The sequence below is a fragment of the Citrobacter sp. MGH110 genome (assembly GCF_001037515.1).
GTDB lineage: Bacteria > Pseudomonadota > Gammaproteobacteria > Enterobacterales > Enterobacteriaceae > Citrobacter > Citrobacter portucalensis.
In genome coordinates this window covers 1311401-1329909 of record NZ_KQ089830.1, presented here as the reverse complement: position 1 = coordinate 1329909, position 18509 = coordinate 1311401, and the positions used below count along the sequence as shown (strand labels likewise).

18 protein-coding genes and 1 pseudogene are annotated in these 18509 nt (G+C 49.5%); 11 read left to right on the top strand and 8 right to left on the bottom strand.

Features of this window, described 5'->3' with window-relative positions:
- The first annotated feature begins 269 nt into the window (after nucleotides 1-269).
- Together SK38_RS06285 and SK38_RS06280 are read left to right on the top strand one after the other, a co-directional pair.
- A complete protein-coding gene (locus tag SK38_RS06285) occupies nucleotides 270-761 on the top strand; it encodes a hypothetical protein (RefSeq protein WP_016239248.1) in 492 nt (163 codons plus the stop codon).
- Nucleotides 762-830: 69 nt separating this feature from the next.
- Entirely contained in the window at nucleotides 831-1820 is a 990-nt protein-coding gene (locus SK38_RS06280) for a hypothetical protein (protein WP_016239247.1), read from the top strand.
- A gap of 658 nt (nucleotides 1821-2478) precedes the next feature.
- Here SK38_RS06280 and SK38_RS06275 read toward each other — a convergent pair.
- Together SK38_RS06275 and SK38_RS06270 are read right to left on the bottom strand one after the other, a co-directional pair.
- Nucleotides 2479-3903: pseudogene (locus SK38_RS06275) on the bottom strand (molybdopterin-dependent oxidoreductase); the annotation flags it as partial.
- A 148-nt stretch (nucleotides 3904-4051) separates the two neighbouring features.
- Nucleotides 4052-4360, bottom strand: a complete 309-nt coding sequence (locus SK38_RS06270; protein ID WP_008784729.1) for a DUF1161 domain-containing protein — start codon at nucleotides 4358-4360, stop codon at nucleotides 4052-4054.
- Between the two features lie 102 nt (nucleotides 4361-4462).
- On the opposite strand from SK38_RS06270, the gene SK38_RS06265 reads away from it, so the two are divergent.
- Complete coding sequence (locus tag SK38_RS06265; RefSeq protein WP_082196958.1) at nucleotides 4463-5173, top strand: YnfC family lipoprotein; 711 nt, start codon at nucleotides 4463-4465, stop codon at nucleotides 5171-5173.
- A 6-nt stretch (nucleotides 5174-5179) separates the two neighbouring features.
- Here SK38_RS06265 and speG read toward each other — a convergent pair whose 3' ends face one another.
- Both speG and SK38_RS06255 read right to left on the bottom strand, forming a co-directional pair.
- Complete coding sequence (gene speG / locus SK38_RS06260; protein WP_008784731.1) at nucleotides 5180-5740, bottom strand: spermidine N1-acetyltransferase; 561 nt, start codon at nucleotides 5738-5740, stop codon at nucleotides 5180-5182.
- A gap of 35 nt (nucleotides 5741-5775) precedes the next feature.
- On the bottom strand, nucleotides 5776-6117 hold the full coding sequence (locus tag SK38_RS06255; protein WP_003032382.1) for a DUF1283 family protein: 342 nt from the start codon (nucleotides 6115-6117) through the stop codon (nucleotides 5776-5778).
- Between the two features lie 153 nt (nucleotides 6118-6270).
- Between SK38_RS06255 and SK38_RS06250 the strand changes: the two genes are divergently transcribed.
- The 5 genes from SK38_RS06250 to SK38_RS06230 all read left to right on the top strand — a co-directional run bounded on the left by SK38_RS06250 (nucleotide 6271) and on the right by SK38_RS06230 (nucleotide 12017).
- Nucleotides 6271-6597, top strand: a complete 327-nt coding sequence (locus SK38_RS06250; RefSeq protein ID WP_008784733.1) for a YnfA family protein — start codon at nucleotides 6271-6273, stop codon at nucleotides 6595-6597.
- A gap of 107 nt (nucleotides 6598-6704) precedes the next feature.
- The gene (rspA, locus tag SK38_RS06245; protein ID WP_003832907.1) at nucleotides 6705-7919 is read left to right on the top strand and encodes a starvation-sensing protein RspA; all 1215 of its coding nucleotides are present in this window, start codon (nucleotides 6705-6707) and stop codon (nucleotides 7917-7919) included.
- Between the two features lie 13 nt (nucleotides 7920-7932).
- Nucleotides 7933-8952 (top strand): Zn-dependent oxidoreductase, encoded by a 1020-nt coding sequence (locus SK38_RS06240; RefSeq protein ID WP_048214216.1) that lies wholly within the window; start codon nucleotides 7933-7935, stop codon nucleotides 8950-8952.
- 53 nt (nucleotides 8953-9005) lie between these two features.
- Complete coding sequence (locus tag SK38_RS06235) at nucleotides 9006-10385, top strand: MFS transporter (protein ID WP_048235409.1); 1380 nt, start codon at nucleotides 9006-9008, stop codon at nucleotides 10383-10385.
- Nucleotides 10386-10550: 165 nt separating this feature from the next.
- Nucleotides 10551-12017 carry a mannitol dehydrogenase family protein gene (locus tag SK38_RS06230; RefSeq protein ID WP_048235408.1) on the top strand — a complete coding sequence of 489 codons (1467 nt, stop codon included), beginning with the start codon at nucleotides 10551-10553 and terminating at the stop codon, nucleotides 12015-12017.
- Between the two features lie 74 nt (nucleotides 12018-12091).
- Here the strand turns inward: SK38_RS06230 and ydfZ are convergent, their stop codons facing one another.
- From ydfZ to ydfG, 3 genes are all read right to left on the bottom strand, one after another.
- A complete protein-coding gene (gene ydfZ / locus SK38_RS06225; RefSeq protein ID WP_003032393.1) occupies nucleotides 12092-12295 on the bottom strand; it encodes a putative selenium delivery protein YdfZ in 204 nt (67 codons plus the stop codon).
- Nucleotides 12296-12486: 191 nt separating this feature from the next.
- Nucleotides 12487-13173 (bottom strand): GntR family transcriptional regulator, encoded by a 687-nt coding sequence (locus SK38_RS06220; RefSeq protein WP_003032396.1) that lies wholly within the window; start codon nucleotides 13171-13173, stop codon nucleotides 12487-12489.
- Between the two features lie 86 nt (nucleotides 13174-13259).
- Complete coding sequence (ydfG, locus tag SK38_RS06215) at nucleotides 13260-14006, bottom strand: bifunctional NADP-dependent 3-hydroxy acid dehydrogenase/3-hydroxypropionate dehydrogenase YdfG (RefSeq protein WP_020996406.1); 747 nt, start codon at nucleotides 14004-14006, stop codon at nucleotides 13260-13262.
- 137 nt (nucleotides 14007-14143) lie between these two features.
- Here ydfG and dcp point away from each other — a divergent pair, with 137 nt between their 5' ends.
- The 3 genes from dcp (at nucleotide 14144) to SK38_RS06200 (ending at nucleotide 17750) form a co-directional block, all read left to right on the top strand.
- Nucleotides 14144-16189 (top strand): peptidyl-dipeptidase Dcp, encoded by a 2046-nt coding sequence (dcp, locus tag SK38_RS06210; RefSeq protein ID WP_048235407.1) that lies wholly within the window; start codon nucleotides 14144-14146, stop codon nucleotides 16187-16189.
- A gap of 218 nt (nucleotides 16190-16407) precedes the next feature.
- Nucleotides 16408-16668 carry a hypothetical protein gene (locus tag SK38_RS06205; RefSeq protein WP_020996405.1) on the top strand — a complete coding sequence of 87 codons (261 nt, stop codon included), beginning with the start codon at nucleotides 16408-16410 and terminating at the stop codon, nucleotides 16666-16668.
- A 155-nt stretch (nucleotides 16669-16823) separates the two neighbouring features.
- Complete coding sequence (locus SK38_RS06200) at nucleotides 16824-17750, top strand: diguanylate cyclase (protein WP_048235406.1); 927 nt, start codon at nucleotides 16824-16826, stop codon at nucleotides 17748-17750.
- 284 nt (nucleotides 17751-18034) lie between these two features.
- On the opposite strand, the gene mgtS is transcribed toward SK38_RS06200, so the two are convergent.
- Nucleotides 18035-18130, bottom strand: coding sequence for a protein MgtS (gene mgtS / locus SK38_RS24900; protein ID WP_003032406.1), 96 nt, complete (start codon nucleotides 18128-18130; stop codon nucleotides 18035-18037).
- Nucleotides 18131-18509: the final 379 nt, after the last annotated feature.

Genomic DNA, 18509 nt, shown 5'->3' with positions numbered 1-18509 from the left:
ACGTCATCTGCTGTCTCTGCTGAGACTTGGTGTCGAAGACCCCGAGCGCCCTTACTACAGTCGAGACGAGCTGATATCCATGCTGGTGGACCGTGATTTGAATAATCAGTTACGCCGAGCCTTTGCGAAACTGGAGTCTTGACCGCTCCGGAAATCTCCGGACCGTAAACCTTAATTTAAACCTTTTGAGATGACCGATGCGGGGAGACCCGTAGGCGCTACTGCGTCTGCGATACCGATAGTCTCAACTCTCAAGAGGAGAATTACCTATGATGTTCAACAACAACAACTGGAAGCTGTCAGTCACCGACATCAACCTTTATGAAAACACTGTGAGTCTGGACGGTCAGCCCTATCCGCTGTCATTCGCTATTAAGACCCTGATTCCGGGCTATCTGTCAGGACTGCCGTCCACCAGCCGCGAGGCAATGGAAATGCTGGAAGCGCTGGCTGAAGCTGGCGTGACCATCGGCAACTTCTTCAGTAATGAACTGATGACAGCCTACCAGCGTCGCCAGCTTAACAAACGAGCTGAGGCCGAGCGTATCGCCAAAGAGCAGAGACTTCAGGCAGACCGTATGCGTGAAGAGAACATGACAGACGCAGAGTGGCAGAAAGAGCTACAGCGCCGCGAACAGGTCAAAGCTGAGCGTCGTGCTTATGGAGAGAACCTCCGCAACGCTACCCATTCTGCTGGTCGTTCCCGTGCTGCTGTCATCGCTGATATTGATTCCGGTAGCAACTGGATGGACTCCATCTAAGAACACACACACACCTTCTGTCCCTGACCTGTGGCTGGGGACATCAAGATTTCATTAAGGAGAGAGATTATGAACATGATTAAAGACGCGTATCAGTTTGGTATTGAGCCAGTACGCATCACCGACACTGACAACATTCAGATTAATGAAGGTCTGCCGACTAACGCTGACCCGCAGGTCTATGCCTTTGAGCTGGCTAAGCTGGTTAAGACCATGCTGAATGGTGTTCTTAAGTCCGCTCAGGAGAACATCCCGTTCCCTGTAGAAGTCCTGCCTACCCGCAATAGCCTGCCTACCCCAATCATTGCTCACACTCTGGCTGACCGCTCTGTGGTCGTTCCTGTCCGTGGTGGTAAGCGACCTGAAGTCGTGACCGTTCCGTCTGGTCAGGAGATTGTCGTCGAGCCTATCGAACAAGCTATCCTCATCTCGGAGCAGACTAAACTGTGGGACGCGAAGGCATCCACCGGTTTCACTCAGGGCACACTCCAGCAGGACGCTATGAACATCTGTGAGAATGTGGTCCGTACCATCAACGCTCGCATGGTTGACGTTCTGGAGTCCTCCAAGCTGCTGAAGACCGTAGAGCTGCCAGTCCTGACTGGTAGCCTGACCGCTAAGGCAGACACTATCATGGACGCTCTGTACGAGAGCACCGAGTCATCCTTTGGCGCTGAAGTGTCTGATTACGGCATCATCGCCCATGAGTCCCAACTGAAAGCACTGTCACGTCTGGCTGCTAAACAGGGCTTCTCTGGTGAAGACGCTATCGTTGATATGCTGGGTACCGACATCGCGTATTACAACGGTGAAGACAAAGGCGTGTTCATGCTGGCTAAGCGCTTCACGGCCCTGAGCTTCGGCTGCTTCCGTCACGACGGTGAAAATATTACGGTCGTCCTATCTCGTGATGGTGACACCCAGTCTCACTCTCTGGAAATCCTCGGTAAGGTCTTCGTTGTCGCTGAAGCTGCTACGACAGTTAAGCTGGACACTGGCGCTGCAACCGCAGTCCTGCCTGTAGTCAAACGCCTGAAGTTCACCAAGACCGAAGCGTAACAGCAATGGGTAAGAGCATTAGTAAAGGCCTCCGGTCCATCGCTAAGGGCTTCTCCGCTGGTGGTGGTACATCCGTATCACCTCCGGTCCCTGCGCCTGCTGTGGAGCTTCCTGTAGAGCCTGATGCGGCACCAGTGGTGGAGACACAGAACGACACCCCGGTTAAGACTCCTAGCATGGGTAAGGCTGGACTGAATGTTGGCAGGACTTCAGGTGGTGGATTATCAATGTGATTAATTAACTATGGTCTGGGCCTTCGGTCTGGACTTTATTTTGTACTAGTTATCTAGTGCAGTGGTGCAATAGACACAGGAGGACGCATGGACCTGCATAAAGTCTATCTTGTCGTCTTCCTGCTGAAGCTGGTGCTGGTGGTCGTGCTTACAGTTCGGGTTCGGCTGTGAGCTGGCGAGCAGCTAACGATGAGTTTTGGACCAAAAGTTAGAGACCTCATTCAATACAATTAAGACACCAATGTTCCCCGGTGCCACCCTGAGTCCTGACAAAGAGGCCACCGGGGGTCCTGACCAGCCGTCTAGACATCCCGTCTAATGACACAAGTCTGGCACAAAGAATGACACAAGGTCTTGACTCAATGCAGGACCTCAGGCCTACTAAGGTCTCTCGTGACTCTAACGAGTAACCGCTTCAAGTCCTTGTAGTTCCAGATAAATTTAATCGGTACATCGAGCTTATCTTTCCCGCGCACGCCATCGCGGGTTGCGGTCATTTCCGGACCCCGGGCGATGGCGTCGGTCCAGCTAAAGCAGGATATTTGGGTTTTGATGGGATTATCCGGCAGCGGCATGCGTTCAATCGTGATGGTGTAGGTTGATTCTCGTGCACCGCTATTGCCGCCGTTGATGCCAACGTTGCCGGTCAGGATTGGCAGCATTGCGATCGCGCGCGAAGTCAGTTCGCCGTTAGCCTGACGTTGTGGACCCCAACCCTGACAAATATACGCCGGTTTTGTACTACCGATTTCTCGTGCCAGTTTAATGATGCGCTCGGCCGGGATCCCTGTGACATGCGAGGCCCATTGGGGCGTTTTAGCGACACCGTCATCGCCATTGCCAAGTATATAGGCCTTGTAATGTCCGTTAGCGGGGGCGTCAGCGGGTAGGGTTTTCTCGTCATAACCGACGCAATATGTGTCAAGGAATGCCTGGTCGACGAGATCTTCGTTAATCAGGACCCAGGCGATTCCCGCCACCAGTGCGGCATCGGTTCCCGGACGGATAGGGATCCACTCATCTTCACGACCCGCAGCGGTATCGGTATAACGCGGGTCGATGACGATCATGCGGGCGTTAGAACGCTCCCGGGCCTGCTCAAGGAAGTATGTTATGCCACCGCCGCTCATGCGCGTTTCGGCAGGGTTATTGCCGAACATCACCACCAGCTTCGTGTTTTCAATGTCGGAGGTACTGTTGCCGTCATTTGAGCCGTAGGTGTAAGGCATTGCCGCCGCGATTTGTGCGGTACTGTATGTGCCGTAATGGCTCAGGAATCCGCCATAGCAGTTCATCAATCGAGCGACCAGCGAGGCATAAGGGGAGGAGCGAGTAATATTGCCGCCGACAATGCCAGAGGTGTAGTTGATGTACACGGCCTCATTACCGTATTTCTGTACGGTATTTTTTAAACTGGTGCTGATGGTATCCAGCGCTTCCTGCCAGGTTATGCGTTCGAATTTACCCTCACCGCGTTTGCCCACGCGCTTCATAGGATAATTGAGGCGATCCGGATGATTGATCCGTCGACGGATTGAGCGTCCACGTAAACAGGCACGCACCTGGTGCTGACCATAAATATCGTCTCCGGTCGTATCAGACTCTACCCATACGACCTCGTCATCTTTGACGTGGAGTTGCAGGGCACAACGACTGCCGCAGTTCACGGAACAAGCGCCCCAAACCACTTTCTCTTCAGCCGGTTGTATCGCCTGTTGTACCGCAGCAGCTGCGGTGCGCATCCCAAAAGGTAACGATAACCCGCCAGCGGCAAGCGCCAACGAACCTATAGCCGAGGATTTCACTAACATCCTGCGGCTAATGCCTCCATATTGCTCAGTATCAGACATAACTCACTCCATTATAGTTATCGCTATATATTAGTCTCTACAGCGAAATTAATAGCATGCTAATAATAGAGTGAGTTTACCCATTTATGAGTATGGCATCTTAATGCATATCAAACTGGAGTAACCCTCCGCGTACGGAGGGTATGATTTATTGCGGTTCGGCGACGTGCCCGTCCTGTGCAGGCGAGCTGTTGGCAGGGGCGTTTCCACTGTTAGTCCGGGTGTAGAGAATTTTGTGCGTATCGTTTGCACAATGTCCTACCACCAGTGAATCAGGTTGATCGGCCTGATCGTTGGGGACAATGTTCAGCGTAAAACTGGACTCTGCGACGCCATTATTGATGATGCGCTGCTCGATATCGCTTTTCACGCGTTCACATGACGCAGGTGCGGCCAGAACCTGTGGGGATGCAACTGCCAGTAAGATCGCGGCAATTCCTGTTACGTATTTCATCATCAGCTCCTTTATGATCGACATAGACTAAGATTAGCATTTCTGGTGTAAATAACTGTATTTGCTAATATGATTGAGAATTATCTTCTTATCCCGGTGAAAAATGTGAAGAAACAGACCCTGTTAGGTTTCCTGTGTGTCGTGCTGGTCGGGTGTGATAACGCCAAAGGGCTGGTTTCCTTTACGCCGGAAATGGCCAGTTTTTCCAATGAGTTTGATTTCGATCCGCTGCGCGGGCCGGTGAAAGATTTCAGTCAAACGCTGCTCAACGACAAAGGTGAGGTCACCAAGCGCGTCGCTGGTACCCTGTCACAGGAAGGGTGTTTCGATACACTTGAACTGCACGATATCGAAAACAATACCGGTATGGCGCTGGTCCTGGATGCTAACTACTATCGGGATGCCGAAACGCTGGAAAAACGGATCCGTTTACAGGGCAAATGCCAACTGGCGGAACTGCCTGCTGCAGGTGTGGTGTGGGATACCGACGATAACGGTTTTGTCGTTTCCGCCACGGGGAAAGAGATGAAGGTGCAGTATCGATATGATGCCGAAGGCTACCCGCTGGGCAAAACAACCGTCAGTAAGGACAGCACTTTGCAGGTTGATGCTAAACCGTCGGTTGACCCATTGAAGAAGTTAGATTACACCGCGGTGAGCATGCTCAACAATCATCCGTTAGGCAATGTCAAACAAACGTGCAAATACGATGAATACGCAAATCCGATCAACTGCCGGCTTGTTATCGTTGATGAGAGCGTGAAGCCGGCAGTTGAACATCATTACTCGATTGAAAACACGATCGACTACTACTAGTCGTGTTTACTGAGCGGTAGGCGGCAGCAGATTAGGGCCTGCCGTTTTGTGCTCTGCCAGATACTGCTGCTGGAAGATACACATACGAATCGTGTTGCGGTATTGACCGTTGATAAAGAACTCATGGATCAGCTCGCCTTCCACCATAAAACCGAGTTTACGGTAGATGTGGATAGCCTTTTCGTTCTCTTTATCGACGATCAGATACAGCTTATAGAGGTTGAGCACGGTAAAGCCATAGTCCATTGCCAGCTTTGCTGCCCGTGAGGCCAGACCCTTCCCCTGATATTCCGGCGAAATAATAATCTGGAACTCGGCCCGGCGGTGTACATGGTTAATTTCAACCAATTCCACCAGTCCGGCTTTTTCACCGTCGCACTCCACCACGAAGCGGCGTTCGCTTTGGTCGTGGATGTGTTTGTCATACAGGTCTGACAGCTCAACGAACGCTTCGTAAGGCTCTTCGAACCAGTAGCGCATTACGCTGGCATTATTATCAAGCTGATGGACGAATCGTAAATCTTCACGCTCCAGCGGGCGCAACTTAACACTGAGGGCGCTAGTCATATCGTATCCTTTCAATATCCTTCAAAGTGCAATGATTATGGGGCAACGGTGCGGCCAGTACGGCGGTCGAGGCAGCGCAGGGTGTTAGGTTCCCAGTACGCATTAATATTAGCGCTCTGCTCGCACTTATCACGGCTATCAAAGGCCGTATCGGCTTTGTCCCACTCTTTCTCTGCACGTTTATTGACTTTTTGGCGAAGCTGACGCGTATCGTTCCATTGTTCCTTTTCCATTGCGGCTTGTTGACGACTTTGCGCACTGTCTCCGGATTCAATGACCAGTTTACTGGTTTCAGCAAATGCGGAAGAGGTGTACACAGCCGCAGCCAGCGTCAGCATAGCCGTCAGGCACAGGCGTTTGGTCAGTGTAATTTTCATGGTGAATTCCTTTTATGGGAAAGGGTAAAAACGATAAAACAGGGTTAAATTCTACACTATTCCAGTTTGCGGGCATACCCACCCGGTGGATATGGATACGCTAACGAGATTCTGTCGTATCATGGTTAAACCGAAGGTAACTGAATAACATCAATGCTTAAGACCACATTTCTTTTTTTCATCACCGCGTTATGCGAAATCATTGGCTGCTTTTTACCCTGGCTTTGGCTTAAGCGAGGAGCTACAGCCTGGTTGCTGATACCCGCCGGGGTGTCACTGGCTTTATTCGTCTGGTTGCTGACACTGCATCCGGCAGCCAGCGGGCGTGTATACGCAGCCTATGGCGGTGTTTACGTGGTGACCGCGCTGCTATGGCTACGTATTGTCGATGGTGTAAAACTCAGTTTATATGACTGGTCTGGCGCGCTGGTGGCGTTGTGCGGCATGCTGATCATTGTGGCTGGATGGGGGCGCGCATAGCGCCTTTTTTGTGATCAAACAGCGCTTTTTTGATCTTCATACTTGTATGGTAGTAGCTCAGTTGAGTAAATTTCCTGCATCACAAGAACAGATGTAGGGAATAAGAAATGAAGATTGTTGGGGCTGAAGTGTTTGTCACCTGTCCTGGGCGTAATTTTGTAACGTTGAAAATTACGACAGAAGATGGGATCACCGGGCTGGGAGATGCCACGTTAAATGGACGCGAGCTGTCCGTGGCGTCCTATCTGAAAGATCACGTGTGTCCGCAGCTTATTGGTCGCGATGCGCATCGTATTGAGGACATCTGGCAGTTTTTCTACAAAGGCGCTTACTGGCGTCGTGGTCCGGTCACCATGTCGGCGATTTCTGCGGTGGATATGGCTCTCTGGGATATCAAAGCGAAAGCGGCGAATATGCCGTTGTACCAGTTGCTCGGCGGTGCTTCTCGTGAAGGGGTTATGGTCTACTGCCACACCACAGGCCATACCGTTGATGACGTACTCGAAGATTATGCGCGTCATAAAGAAATGGGCTTTAAAGCGATTCGCGTACAGTGCGGCGTACCGGGTATGAAAACCACTTACGGTATGTCTAAGGGCAAAGGACTGGCCTATGAACCCGCCACCAAAGGGCAATGGCCGGAAGAACAGTTGTGGTCAACGGAGAAATACCTGGATTTCACGCCAAAACTGTTTGCCGCCGTGCGTGACAAGTTTGGTTTCAACGAACATCTTTTACACGATATGCACCACCGTCTGACGCCAATTGAAGCGGCCCGTTTCGGCAAAAGCATTGAACAGTACCGTTTGTTCTGGATGGAAGACCCAACGCCAGCTGAAAACCAGGAGTGCTTCCGCCTGATCCGCCAGCATACCGTCACGCCGATTGCGGTAGGGGAAGTGTTCAACAGCATCTGGGACTGTAAACAGCTTATTGAAGAACAACTGATCGACTATATCCGCACCACCATCACCCATGCGGGTGGTATCACCGGTATGCGCCGGATTGCTGATTTCGCGTCGCTGTATCAGGTTCGTACCGGTTCACATGGACCTTCCGATCTGTCGCCTGTGTGCATGGCCGCCGCGCTGCATTTTGATCTGTGGGTGCCGAACTTCGGCGTACAGGAATATATGGGCTATTCCGAGCAAATGCTGGAAGTGTTCCCACATAACTGGACCTTTGATAACGGCTATATGCACCCAGGAGACAAACCTGGTCTTGGGATCGAGTTTGACGAAAAACTGGCGGCGAAATATCCGTATGACCCTGCATATCTGCCCGTTGCTCGCCTGGAAGATGGCACGCTGTGGAACTGGTAAGGAGTGATTTGCTATGAAAAGTATCGTGATTGAAAAACCGAATACGCTGGTTATCGCCGAACGACCGGTGCCAGAACCCTTAGCAGGTGAGGTGAGGGTAAAAGTGAAACTGGCGGGGATTTGTGGTTCCGACAGTCATATTTATCGCGGTCATAATCCATTTGCACAATACCCGCGCGTGATTGGCCATGAGTTTTATGGCGTGATCGAGGCGGTAGGTGACGGTGTTGACCATTCGAGAATAGGTGAACGGGTGTCCGTTGATCCGGTCATCAGCTGCGGACATTGTTATCCCTGTTCAATTGGTAAACCTAACGTTTGTACATCGCTGGTGGTGCTGGGCGTGCATCGCGATGGTGGTTTCAGTGAGTACGCTGTTGTGCCAGCGAAAAATGCCTGGACGATCCCCGATACAGTGCCTGATGAGCATGCCGTTATGGTGGAACCTTTCACCATCGCCGCAAACGTGACCGGGCAAATTAAACCAACAGAAAACGATATTGCGCTTATTTATGGCGCAGGGCCTATGGGACTGACCACTGTACAGGCGCTTAAGCGTGTCTATAAGGTCAAAACCGTAGTGATTGCTGACAGAATCGATGAGCGCCTGGCCATGGCGAAGCAGTGCGGTGCAGACTGGGCAATCAATAATAGTCAGCACTCGTTGCAAGAATTCCTTGCGGAAAACGGACTAAAACCGACCATTATCGTGGATGCAGCTTGCCATCCATCCATTTTACAGGAGGCAATCACGCTGGCATCGCCGGCCGCGCGAATTGTTCTGATGGGCTTCTCCAGCGATCCTTGTCAGATTATTCAACAAGGCATTACCGGGAAAGAACTGTCCATTTATTCCTCAAGATTAAATGCGAACAAATTCCCGATTGTGATTGATTGGTTGGTCAACGGACTTATCGATCCTAATCAACTTATTACTCACACTTTTGACTATCACCACGTTACAGACGCAATTGAATTGTTTGAGAAAGATCAGCAGCACTGCTGCAAAGTCTTACTTACATTCAGTGAATAATATAAATAACTGCGAGTAAGTGGTACGCATCTTACCTCTTAGAGATAGCCAATATGAATCAAGAAAAACACGAAAGATCCACGAAAGATCTGGTTAGAGCTGCCGTATCCGGATGGTTGGGTACTGCGCTCGAATTTATGGATTTTCAGTTATATTCTTTGGGTGCCGCACTGGTATTCCATGAAATATTTTTCCCGGAACAGTCTGCCGCCATGGCGCTTATTTTAGCGATGGGTACATACGGTGCAGGATATATTGCTCGTATCGTTGGAGCATTTATATTTGGCAAAATGGGAGACAGCATCGGCCGTAAAAAAGTACTGTTTATTACCATTACGATGATGGGAATTTGTACGACCTTAATTGGCGTGCTGCCAACATATGCACAAATTGGTATCTTTGCGCCTGTGCTGCTGGTGACGCTGCGTATCGTGCAAGGGCTTGGTGCGGGGGCTGAAATTTCGGGCGCAGGCACGATGCTTGCCGAGTACGCGCCAAAAGGTAAACGTGGCATTATTTCCTCACTTGTTGCCATGGGGACCAACTGTGGAACCCTTAGCGCAACGGCCATCTGGGCGGTGATGTTCTTTGCGCTCGACCGTGAGGAGTTATTAGCCTGGGGTTGGCGCATTCCGTTCCTGGCGAGTGTCGTGGTGATGATTTTTGCCATCTGGTTGCGTATGAATCTCAAAGAAAGCCCGGTATTTGAGAAAGTGAATGATGAAGAAAACGCTCCGGCATTAAATAATTCGCCAGAAAATACGCTGGGGGCGATGTTTACCAGTAAATCTTTCTGGCTGGCAACCGGCCTACGTTTTGGACAGGCGGGTAATTCAGGATTAATCCAAACCTTCCTTGCCGGTTATTTAGTGCAGACGCTGTTATTTGATAAATCTATACCCACTGATGCCTTAATGATCAGTTCGGTGTTGGGCTTTATTACAATACCGTTGCTTGGCTGGTTGTCTGATAAGTTTGGTCGTCGTTTGCCTTATATTATCCTGAATATCTCGGCAATTATTTTGGCTTACCCGATGCTGTCAATTGTAGTGGATAAAACGTATAGCCCGGGTGTCATCATGACGGCACTGATTGTTATTCATAATTTTGCTGTATTGGGGTTATTTGCTCTCGAAAATATTACCATGGCGGAAATGTTCGGTGCGCGTAACCGGTTTACGCGAATGGCGATTTCAAAAGAAGCGGGCGGGTTGGTTGCTGTTGGTTTTGGTCCGGTTCTGGCGGGTATTTTCTGCAACATGACTAATTCCTGGTGGCCAATTCTGGTGATGGTCATCGCTTACTCACTGATTGGTCTGATTTCCGCGTTGCTGATGCCAGAAGTGAAAGATCGCGACCTGAGCGTACTTGAGGATGCTGCCGAGGTGAATAAAGCCGAGAAGGTTCGTTGCTCGGTGACTCAGACAAGCTGATACCAGACAGTAGCATGGGCGGATGTACTCGTACGCTGCCCATGCTATTACACAGCTTTACATGATGTCATACCAATCCAAAAAAGCTTAATGCAAATCAAAACATACAACCATACAGGCGTTACTCTGGAACAGTCCTGATTTCATTTATAAGTAGGCCATACCATGCAAAACAAGCTCTTAGCGGCTAAGGCTGCACTTCCTGACTACGATCGTACAAAACTGGTTACGCGTATTGTTCATCTGGGATTTGGCGCGTTTCACCGCGCACATCAGGGTGTTTACGCTGACATTCTGGCCGCCGATCACGGCAGTGACTGGGGCTACTGCGAAGTGAACCTGATTGGCGGCGAGCAGCAGATTTTCGATCTGAAACAGCAAGATAATCTGTATACCGTTGCAGAGATGTCTGCTGATGCCTGGACTGCGAGAGTCGTGGGCGTGGTGAAAAATGCATTGCATGCGCAGGTTGATGGTCTGGAAAGCGTACTGGCAGCGATGTGTGAACCGCAGGTCGCGATCGTTTCCCTGACCATTACCGAGAAAGGATACTGCCATTCTCCGGCGACCGGCCAACTGATGTTAGACAACCCGATGATTGCAGCCGATCTGCAAAACCCTAAACAACCAAAAACTGCGCCGGGCGTGGTGGTTGAAGCCCTGGCGCGTCGCAAAGCTGCGGGTTTAGCCGCCTTTACCGTGATGTCCTGCGATAACATGCCAGAAAACGGTCATGTGATGCGCAATGTTGTCACTGCATATGCCCGAGCGGTGGATATGGAACTGGCCGCGTGGATTGAACAACATGTTACATTCCCATCAACAATGGTTGACCGCATTGTCCCGGCGGTTACGCAGGAGACACTAGACAAAATTGAACATATCACAGGTGTACGCGACCCGGCAGGCGTGGCATGCGAACCGTTCCGCCAGTGGGTAATTGAAGATAACTTTGTTGCCGGCCGTCCTGAATGGGAAAAGGCCGGGGCGGAACTGGTGGCTGATGTCATTCCGTTTGAAGAGATGAAACTGCGTATGCTCAACGGCAGCCACTCTTTCCTTGCGTATCTTGGGTATCTGGCGGGATATCAACATATTAACGATTGCATGGGCGATGAAAACTATCGTCTTGCTGCACGTGCGCTGATGTTGCAGGAACAAGCACCTACGCTGAAAGTAAAAGGTGTTGACCTACAGCGTTACGCCGATCTGTTAATTGAACGCTACAGCAATCCGGCGCTGCGTCATCGTACCTGGCAGATCGCCATGGACGGTAGCCAAAAACTGCCGCAGCGTATGCTTGATTCCATTCGTTGGCACATTGTGCACGGTAGTGACTTTGCGCTGCTGGCACTGGGTGTCGCTGGTTGGATGCGTTACGTTGGTGGTGTGGATGAACAGGGCCAGGCGATTGAAATTAGCGATCCACTGTTGCCGGTCATCCAGAATGCGGTGCGTAGCAGCAACGAGGGCGAAGAGCGCGTTCAGGCGCTGCTGGCAATCGATGCTATTTTTGGCCGTGAACTGCCACAGGTTGAACTGTTCAACCGTCAGGTCACACAAGCGTATCTTACTTTACTGGCTGAAGGGGCGAAGGCGACGGTTGCGAAGTATGCAGCAAAACTGAAGTAACGAAGATTATGCTTTATGCCGCCATCTGGCTTGCAACGGCCAGATGGCGCTGTGTTTTCTGGCATTCACACCAATTAGTTCATGCCTAAACGAATCAGCTCGAGGGGGGCGTATTTGCCTTCACATCCTTCGATTTCCACTGTTTTCCCGCGGCGAATCTGCTCAGCGGTCAGGCCATCGGTATCTATTGCTGTAATGCGGCCTGTGAGTCCGGTGTCGCTGATCATGACGCGGCTGCCAGTGGTGATTGCGTTACGGTTACGATCGTATGTTTTCATGGTGTTTTCTCCTTTCCAACTTACCGTCAAAGCCCGTGGGCTTTTAGTCCCACGTAACGGGCGCAATATAAATACGCTTCTCGTTAATGATTTTTTTTGTTTTCGATCAAAATCACAGCTTTTTTTATGCAGTTATGCGGGCGCGGGGAAAACGCAGGAGAAACTCACCCCGGAGTGAGGTGAGCGTAGTATTAATCTTCGCTGAACCAGTCGCTATTTTCCTGGCGAATAAGCTGAACGGACTCACCAATTTCCTGAAGATGGAGCATCATTGCGCGCTCGACCGCATCGCCATCATGCTTCTCAAGGGCGGCAAAGATATCGTGATGCTGGCGTAGCAGCATTTCAGGCGGGGAAATATGATCCAGGCTCATATAACGAACGCGGTCAATTGTAGCCTTTATATTCTCAACGGTATCCCAGGCGAGTTGGCACTCGGCGATTAAAGCCAGTTTCTGATGAAACTCATCATCAAGCTGGAAGAAATCATTAATCTGTTTTCGGTCAATTGCGATGCGCTGCTGATGCAAATTCTGTTCAAGCTGATAGCACTGTTGATCGTTGATCAGCGATGCGGCGCGGCGTACCACGGCACATTCAATTGCCTGGCGAACAAAACAGCCGTTTTGCACTTGCGACAGCGAAATTTTATTCACGTAGCTGCCACGCTGCGGGCGGATCTGAATCAGACCGTTCTCGGCCAGTTTGATGAATGCTTCTCGTACCGGCTGGCGTGACACATTAAAGCGTACAGAAACCTCTTTCTCCGACAGCGGTGTACCGGGTGCAATCAGACAATGCACGATATCACGGCGAAGAATACGGTAAATCTGTTGATTTACTGGTTGTGTAGGGTTGAGCTGCGTTTCTACGGTCATTCATTCTTACTTTTTAGAGAGTTAACCCGGATATTTTATCACTTCTTTCAGGCTATCTATACCCGGCACAAGGCCGGGCAGAGAAATTAGCTCCGGTGGATACTCAGCCCGGCAAAAGACTGTGTGACAGGCATCATTTCAAGGGTGTTGATATTGACATGAGCCGGTAAAGAAGCCACCCACCATACCGCTTCTGTAACATCTTGCGGAGTCAACGCCGTGGTATTTTCGTAGGCTTTTTCAGCTTTGGCGTCATCACCTTTAAAACGGACATTAGAGAACTCCGTACCGCCAACCAGACCCGGCTCGATGTCGGTAACGCGAATTGCAGTGCCGTGTAAATCAGTACGTAAATTCAGGCTAAACTGGCGAACAAACGCTTTAGTCGCACCGTAGACGTTACCGCCAGCGTATGGCCAACTGCCCGCGGTAGAACCGATATTGATAATATGACCGCGGTTGCGTTCAACCATGCCAGGCAGAACGGCACGGGTCATATAAACCAGCCCCTTGTTGTTGGTGTCGATCATATTTTCCCAGTCTTCAATGCTGGCCTTGTGAGCAGGCTCAAGGCCCAGCGCCAGACCCGCGTTGTTGACCAGAACATCAATATTGCGCCATTCAGCAGGCAGGGCATCCATCATCTCTTCAATCGATGCACGATTACGTACGTCCAGTTGCGCGGTATAGAGGCGGTCACCCAATTCCTCTTTCAGTTCCTGCAGGCGCTCCTGGCGGCGTCCGGTGGCAATAACTTTATGCCCATTCTCAATAAAACGACGCGTAATGCACTCACCAAAACCTGCGGTTGCTCCGGTTACTAAAACGATCATCTCACTGTTCCTCAACGCTTTTTATGTCGTACTACCATAGCACGTCATTTCCGTTCAGAGCTATTCCTGCGTAACGCGATTGCGGTTGATTCCTGGGAAGTCTACTCTGGTAAACAAATCGTTTTCAGGAGTGAAATATGTCGTTAACGAATCCTTTTTTACGTCACAGCACGTTGCCGTACCAGGCACCGCAGTTTGATCAGATAGAGGTGCAGCACTATCGCCCAGCGTTCGATGAAGGCGTGCGGCAAAAACGTGCAGAGATCGAGGCGATTGTGCAAAACCCGCAGGCCCCAGATTTTGCCAATACGTTGCTGGCGCTTGAACAAAGCGGCGCTTTGCTGACACGCGTAACCAGCGTTTTCTTCGCGATGACGGCGGCGCACACAAACGATGAACTACAGCGCCTTGACGAAGAGTTTTCCGCAGAACTGGCGAGCCTTGCCAATGATATTTATCTCAATGGCGCGCTTTTTTCGCGCGTTGAAGCGGTCTGGCAACAGCGAGGTTCGCTGGGGCTGGATAGCGAATCATTACGCTTGCTGGAAGTCATCCACCAGCGTTTTGTATTAGCCGGCGCGCGTTTAAATGAGGTCGATAAAGCGAACCTTAAAGCGCTCAATACAGAGTCCGCCACGTTGACCAGCCAGTTTAATCAACGTCTGCTGGCGGCGAACAAGTCCGGTGCTCTGGTGGTGGATGATGCACGTTACCTGGACGGACTCAGCGCAGAGGAAATTGCTGTTGCCGCCGAAGCTGCAAAGGAGAAAGGGCTTGCAGCGCGTTGGGTTATCCCGCTATTGAACACGACTCAGCAACCGGCGCTTGTGGCGTTACGCGATCGCCAGACCCGTGAGAATCTGTTCAACCGCGCATGGACGAGAGCAGAAAACAATGACGCTAACGATACTCGGGCGATTATTCAGCGACTGGTCGAGATCCGGATGCAGCAGGCGAAACTACTCGGTTTTGCCAATTACGCCGCCTGGAAAATTGCCGATCAGATGGCAAAAACACCGGAAGCGGCACTCAATTTCATGCGGGCGATTGTTCCCGCTGCGCGAGCCAGGGCATTGGATGAACAGGCCGAAATCCAGAATGTTATCAATCACGAACAGGGGCAATTTAACGTCGAGGCCTGGGACTGGACATTTTATGCCGAGCAGGTTCGTCGTGAAAAATATGCACTTGATGAGGCGCAGCTCAAACCTTACTTTGCCCTTGATACGGTGCTGAACGAGGGCGTTTTCTGGACAGCTAATCAACTCTTTGGCATAAAATTTATAGAACGGTTCGACATTCCTGTTTATCACCCGGATGTTAGGGTATGGGAAATATTCGATCACGATGGCGTAGGGCTGGCGTTATTTTACGGCGATTTCTTTGCCCGGGAATCGAAAAGCGGTGGTGCCTGGATGGGCAATTTTGTTGAGCAATCGCAACTCAATGAAACCCGGCCGGTTATTTACAACGTGTGTAATTATCAAAAACCGGCAAAAGGTCAGCCTGCATTGTTATTGTGGGATGATGTTATTACGTTATTTCATGAGTTTGGGCACACGTTGCATGGCCTGTTCGCCACTCAGCGTTATGCCACGCTTTCAGGGACCAACACTCCGCGTGACTTTGTTGAGTTTCCTTCGCAGATCAACGAACACTGGGCGAGTCATCCGCAGGTCTTTGCTCGTTTTGCTCGTCATGTTGATACCGGGGAGCAAATGCCGCAGGCGTTGCGGAATAAGATGCAGCGGGCCAGCCTGTTTAACAAAGGTTACGACATGACCGAACTGCTCAGTGCCGCATTGTTGGATATGCGTTGGCACAGTCTGGAAAAGAGCGCGTTATCTCTTTCTGTCGAACAATTTGAACAGCAGGCGCTGGCGGCTGAAGGTTTGGATCTCAAGGCTGTGCCGCCTCGTTATCGCAGCAGCTATTTTGCCCATATCTTCGGCGGCGGTTATGCCGCAGGTTATTACGCCTATTTGTGGACGCAAATGCTGGCCGATGACGGCTATCAGTGGTTTGTAGAGCAGGGCGGATTAACTCGTGAAAACGGGCAAAAGTTCCGCGAAGCGATTTTGTCCCGCGGTAACGGTACTGATTTAACTGAACTTTATCGCCAATGGAGCGGGCGTGATCCAAAAATGGAGCCAATGCTGGAACATCGTGGTTTGAGCGTCTAAGAGATTATTAGCCAGAATATTGAGCCGGGCGTGATGCCCGGTTTTTTATTATTTTTAAAGATGGCAATTTTTAGGGTTTTATATGAAAGTTGACAATAATGGTTATCAACAAATGATGATGAAATATATTCAGGAATGCTAGTTTAATAATGATGATGCCTTTGGATGTTTGATAAGATTAGCGTTCATGTACGGGCAGGTTTCTCAGGTAATTGTTAATGAAAATAGGGGTTCTAATAGCTGTGCTTGTTATGTCCGGATGTGCAGATAGTACAATTGTGCAATCCAGCGTCACTCCGTTTACGCCACATGTTTCACGCTCAAATGCTGAAATCATCGCACGGTATAAGGAAGCGCGTGAATCCGGGTTTTCCCATGGTTCTGCGTATCAATATGCCAGAGGCGACAAAACCTACACATCCGATCAATTAGAGGTGATTGGGCTTAATGAAATGCTGAATGAACCGTTATTGGTTTGACCACTTTATTGACAACGCTATGCCACGATAGATGGTATAGCGTAATATCCTGTTAATTACGATTTATTAATTACTATTAAAAAATTTACATAAATTTTCTTTTTTATCGTTAAGATAATTCCATCAGAAACGCTCGAACAGGGAGGGAGAACGTGATGATGAGAAATACGAAGGAAATAGATGCAATTTTGATTGAGTTGAACAAGTCCATTGATGCCCACTACAAATGGTTAGTGACAATGTTCCGCTGCGTGGTGTCTTCAGATGTTACGCAGCCAGATATTATGGGTGAAAACTCGCATTTTGCTTGTCGATTTGGACAGTGGCTTAATAATCAATCACGGTACAATGAGGATGATTGTAGTTACGTAAGCAAGATAAGCGCCACCCACGAAAAGATGCATTTATCAGGCAAGAAATTGCTAATGGCTATCGTGGAGAATCGTAGCCATTCATGGCATTTCGACAGCTTCCAGGATGCGCTGCTGGCATTTACCTCATCTGTAATGGACTACAAAATATATTTATTGAGTATCCGCAGTAATATCGACGCATTAACAGGTTTACCTGGCAGAAGAATGCTCGATGAGTCTTTTGATCGGCAGTTGCTCGATGCCGAACCGCTTAATCTTTATATATTGTTGTTAGATATCGATCGTTTTAAATACGTTAACGATACCTACGGCCATTTGGTTGGTGACGTGGTATTGCGGGCTCTGGCATCAAATTTATTGTCATGGACGCGATATGATGAGGCGGCGTACCGCTACGGTGGAGAAGAGTTCATTATCATCATCAGAACAAAAACGGACGAGCAGGCATGCCAGGCGGGTTTGCGACTTTGTCGTCTGATTGGTCAGAAAAAAATTCCCTACACTGAGGGAGAGATCGGTATCACGGTGACGGCAGGCATAACCCGGGTTCAACAGGGTGAAACGCTGGATACCGCGCTTGGTCGGGCCGACAGGGCGATGTATCAGGGGAAACAGACCGGCAGGAATCGCTGCATGTTTATAGATGAAAATGAGCAAATTGCGTTGGTGGACACCAATGACGGAACCTCGTATCCCCTCAGTGCGTGAGTTTTCGAAAAACGCTTTGAGGTAGTTGCGTTTCGTTTAACTTTCATTGGGGTTGTCGGTGATAGGTTAGCTGACTATCCGTTATCTTCGCAGGGAATTGCCAGATAGCGTATAAAAGCAAAACACAAATCTATCCATGCAAGCATTTACCGCTGGTTTATCCGGCGGTTTTTTTTATCTGTAAATCAAGAAAAAGGCACAGCGAGTGCGATTCAGGTAAAAAAATGGCCCCTTGTGCAGTTACGCTACAAGGGGCCGGGTCGGTGCAGGACTATCTCCGTTCATCAATCATCCCATCTGTGGCTAAAATACGCGGCCAGGAAACCGGAAAATAAAATAATTCCCAGAACAGCCATAAAAATATTCATATTACCCAGCATAGTAAATGCTCCTTTATCTGTGAGTTTCCTCTCTTACCTTAAGTTCACCTCGCTTATGACTATAGTAGCAATTCAATCTTAAACAAAGGCTGAACTGTGTGATTATTTCGACTGAAAAGTAAATTTTTTACATGATCACGTCGAATAAAATAAATAATAGTGACGAGACACATTTATCTGCGCACAAACAACCCTGTTTTTAAACCCTGAGACGCTGTTATGACGGTGTGCTGCTGATACAGATTGTTGCACGTTTATAATGCAGAGTTGTCTCATGGTGGTTCAATTTTTCGTTTGATTAATCCTTTGGGCGGGGAAATGTAATACTGATTTATGTGTGCGAGATGCTAATTTATTGATTTTATATGAGATTTTAATA